This window comes from Mesorhizobium sp. M7A.F.Ca.CA.004.04.2.1, from assembly GCF_004022825.1.
Taxonomy (GTDB): Bacteria; Pseudomonadota; Alphaproteobacteria; order Rhizobiales; family Rhizobiaceae; genus Mesorhizobium.
The window spans coordinates 1-3,767 of the sequence record NZ_RZPH01000603.1; the positions used below are offsets into that span (position 1 = coordinate 1).

6 protein-coding genes are annotated in these 3,767 nt (G+C 59.7%); 2 read left to right on the forward strand and 4 right to left on the reverse strand.

Going from position 1 to position 3,767, the window contains the following annotated elements:
- A partial coding sequence (locus EN893_RS23495) for a DedA family protein (RefSeq protein ID WP_245490887.1) occupies positions 1 to 576 on the forward strand: 576 nt, incomplete at its 5' end.
- Between the two features lie 3 nt (positions 577 to 579).
- Here the strand turns inward: EN893_RS23495 and EN893_RS23500 are convergent.
- From EN893_RS23500 to EN893_RS23510, 3 genes are all read right to left on the reverse strand, one after another.
- Complete coding sequence (locus tag EN893_RS23500; RefSeq protein ID WP_127268647.1) at positions 580 to 1,167, reverse strand: hemerythrin domain-containing protein; 588 nt, start codon at positions 1,165 to 1,167, stop codon at positions 580 to 582.
- Positions 1,168 to 1,207: 40 nt separating this feature from the next.
- Positions 1,208 to 1,567: a diacylglycerol kinase gene (locus tag EN893_RS23505; protein WP_023810560.1), complete on the reverse strand. Its 360-nt coding sequence runs from the start codon at positions 1,565 to 1,567 to the stop codon at positions 1,208 to 1,210.
- Between the two features lie 81 nt (positions 1,568 to 1,648).
- Positions 1,649 to 2,065 (reverse strand): GFA family protein, encoded by a 417-nt coding sequence (locus EN893_RS23510; protein ID WP_027036778.1) that lies wholly within the window; start codon positions 2,063 to 2,065, stop codon positions 1,649 to 1,651.
- A 406-nt stretch (positions 2,066 to 2,471) separates the two neighbouring features.
- On the opposite strand from EN893_RS23510, the gene EN893_RS23515 reads away from it, so the two are divergent.
- Positions 2,472 to 3,542 (forward strand): diguanylate cyclase, encoded by a 1,071-nt coding sequence (locus tag EN893_RS23515; protein WP_127271420.1) that lies wholly within the window; start codon positions 2,472 to 2,474, stop codon positions 3,540 to 3,542.
- Positions 3,543 to 3,646: 104 nt separating this feature from the next.
- Here EN893_RS23515 and EN893_RS23520 read toward each other — a convergent pair.
- Positions 3,647 to 3,767, reverse strand: a 121-nt coding sequence (locus tag EN893_RS23520; RefSeq protein ID WP_164901046.1) for a 3-deoxy-7-phosphoheptulonate synthase, incomplete at its 5' end; no start/stop codon positions are given.

Genomic DNA, 3,767 nt, shown 5'->3' on the forward strand with positions numbered 1-3,767 from the left:
ATCCATCATTTCATCGAACAATACGGGCTGCTCGCGGTCTTTATCGGTTGCGTCGCGGAGGGCGAAAGTGCCGCCATTCTTGGCGGTTTCTTCGCCCACCAGCAGGTCTTCGTCCTGTGGCACGCGGTTCTTGCGGCGGCGCTCGGCGCCTTCGTCGGCGATACTTTCTTCTTCATCCTCGGACGAAGCTTCGCCGACCATCCCTATGTCGTCAGATTGCGCAAACGGCCCGGCTTCCGCCGCGCCTTTCGGCTGCTCAACACCCATCCCGACATTTTCGTGCTGTCCAACCGCTATATCTACGGCATGCGCCTCGTCGGCGGCATTGCAGCCGGGCTTTCCAACATCGCTGCGCCGCGCTTCGTCATCCTCAACGCGCTTTCATCGGCGGTCTGGGCGGTGCTGTTCGGCACGATCGGTTATGTCTTTGGACTTGGCGCCGAGCACGTCATCGGCCAGGCGTTGATGCATCACGAACGGTTGCTGATCGGGCTTGGCATCGGCTTGACCGTGGCCGTTCTGGCATGGCTCGTCGCCCGTCACATCGCCAGCAAGGAACGCGCCAGGGAGGGCTGATCGTCAATCCACGCCGAGCGCCTGGTCCCCCCGATCGAGGATAAGCGGGATGATCAGGTCTTCCTCGTCGGCAAGATGCCTTGTCAGCATGGCGATCAGCCGGCTGTTTTCGTCGGCATAGGCGTCGGCGGCGAAGCGCTGTCTGTCTTCGCTCTCCTGAAGCGTCTTGATGAACGCATTGGCCGCCTCGGCATTACGCTCCAGCCCTTCATGGATGGTGTGATGGTCGGCATCGAGTATCTCGAAGCCGTGCTTCAAACGGGGCTCGGCCTTGGCGAAGACCGGGAAATATTGATAATCCTCGACGTTGTGGTGACCGTCGAGGTTGCCTAGAAAATGATTGAGGCGGGGCGCGAACCAGCGCGCGAAATCAGGCGCCGTCAGCCGTCCCTCACGGTAGTCGCCGATGCCGTTGGCCAGCATGCCGCCAAGTTCGCGGAACATGTCGTGCCGCTGCAGCCACATATTGGCGATGCCGTGGATATTGGCATGATCCTGCCAGTTTTCACGCGGATATTTCTCGGCCAGCCAGCGCAGATCATCCGGCAGGCCCACGCGTTCGAGAAGCAGAAAATTGGCGGCCCCGGCCATGACAGTCTCCTTTGGTGACTGGCATATAGGCATCGAAAGGCTAGATCGGTAGCCCGGTGATCCGCTCGATAATGGCAATGCCCCAGACGCCGGCGACGATGAGTACCGAAATCAGCACCGCCAGCGAACCGCAATCCTTGGCCAACTGGATATCGACATTGAACTCGCGGCTGAAAGCGTCGCATGCCGCCTCGATGCCGGTGTTAAGCACTTCGACCATGATCAAGAGCAACACGGCGCCGATCAGCAAGGCATAACCGCGCCACGAGATCGAAACGAACCAGCCGAGCGGCAAGGCAAGCGCCAGCAGCATCAGCTCCTGCTGGAAAGCCTTCTCGCTGGTGGCCAGCTTGCGAAACGCCCGCACCGAATTGAAATAAGCATCGATCAGCCGCTGCATGCCAAACCCCTTTGCGAATCACCGGCACGGGATAATGCAATGGCTGGCCAGATCAATGGAATAAGGTGACTTGTCCAAGATTCATTCAGCAACCGGTATGGACGGTGTCGACTTTTCAAACTGTGGCAGCCCGTCGTCGATCGAATAATAGTCGCCCTTGTCACCGACGAAGATATGGCATTCGCCCTCAAGACCTGTCGGCTTGTCGAACGATCCCGCCATGACCGAAACGTAGTCCTGGTCCCGCGGCTTCCAGAACAGCACCGATCCGCATGCCTTGCAGAACCCACGCCTGGCGAAGGTAGAGGCTTCGTACCAGGTGATACTTTCCGTGCCCTCGATCACGATGTCGGCGTTGGCAACATTGGTCGCGGCATAGAAATGTCCGCTCTGCTTGCGGCATTGCGAGCAATGGCAATAGACGACGCCACGCAGCGCCCCGTTCGTTCTGAAGCGGACGGCTCCGCACAGACACGATCCCTGGTGACCATCACTCACGTCGATCCTCCTTGAAGAAAAGTGCCGGGCATGGCTTAGGATTCCAGCTTTGCCGCGCAAGCACGCAAGCAAATGCGACATGTGCTGGCGTGGAGAATCCGAAATTCGGTTTCATTTTCAAGAGTGCGATGCGCGAATCGCGAATTCAAGCCGCCGCACCGGCGTTGTTTCCAACTGTTGGACGCACGGACTAAGGCTTTTACAGCCCGCAGACAGAGAAAACCCGCTGAACCTCTGCCAGTTAAGGAAACTTTAGCGACGGCGCATTTATGGTCACCTGCAAGCGAAGGCCGTGGGTGGGGACGCATCCCTTCGCAAGTTGTTCGAAGCGTCGGTCGCATTCCCCAGGGCTCGGCGACAAAGGGAAACCGCGAATTCCGCGGAGGATCCGAGGGGAAGAACCAAGATGCAGCCGGCAGCTGTCCCGACCGAACGAAGCACCGACATCGCAGCCACTGTTGTCGCGACAATGCGCCAATTGGGCGTGCTCGGCCTGCCGCGCAATTACGAGATCTTCTATGAGGCCCTGAGCGGCACCAATCGCGAACTCAGCCTGGCCGTCGTTTCGCTGGCCAGCCGGCCGACACAGGATGAACTGGACCAGATCGGGCGCACTTTCTTTGCCCACAACCATGGCCCTGGCATCGTAGAGCATGCCAGAGACGTCATTGCCAGGGAGCTCGAGGAGGTTGCTTCGCTGCTGCGGAGCGAGCGCAGCCACATCGAGAAATACGGCAGGATCCTCGATGAGACATCGAGCGGCCTCAGCGGACGCAGCCTTCTCTCTCAGGATCTCCTGCAGAAGATCGCCAACGCCATGGCGGTTGCCACCAATTCGACGATCGATCACGGCCGGCAGGTGGCCTCGACGCTCAGCGACAAGACGGCCGAACTCGAAAGCGTCAAGTCGAAGCTTGAGGAGTACAAGCGCCTGGCTGACACCGATCCCTTGACGCATATCTGGAATCGGCGCGCCTTCGACAAGGAGATCACCAGGATCTACAACAGCAACAGGGGTATCCTGTTCAACGCCCTGGTTCTTGTCGACATCGACCGCTTCAAGGATATCAACGACCGCTATGGCCACCCGGTCGGCGACAAGATCATCCAGAGCATCGCCGATATTTTCCAGACCAGCATTCGCGGCGACATGTTCGTCGCCCGCACCGGCGGCGAGGAGTTCGCGCTGATCATCGAGGGCGCCAGCGAGGACGCCACCTATGACGTTGCGGAGCGCATTCGCGCCCTGATCGAGCAGACGCCGTTCACCAGCAGCCAGACCGGCACGAATTACGGCACCGTCACCGTCTCGATGGGTATCTGCATGGCGTCCGAAGCCGAAGGACCCGAAGATCTCTACACCAAGGCCGACCGGGCGCTCTATCGCTCCAAGGTCAGCGGCCGCAACCGGGTCACCAAGCACTCGACGATGGCAGGCCGGGCCGGCAAGAGCTGGCTGCTCTACAAGAAGGACTGACAGTCCCTGCCCGCTGGTGCCGGGAACACTGGACTAGCGCAGACATGAAAGGCGCCCGATTTCTCGGACGCCCTTTCGTGGATCTTATTCGGACTGCGCGAAAATCAGCCGTTGACCGCCTGCTTGTGCTGCACCGGGTGGCTCTTCTTCAACAGATCCGAGACCAGGAAGGCCAGTTCGATCGCCTGGTCGGCGTTAAGGCGCGGATCGCAATGGGTGTGGTAG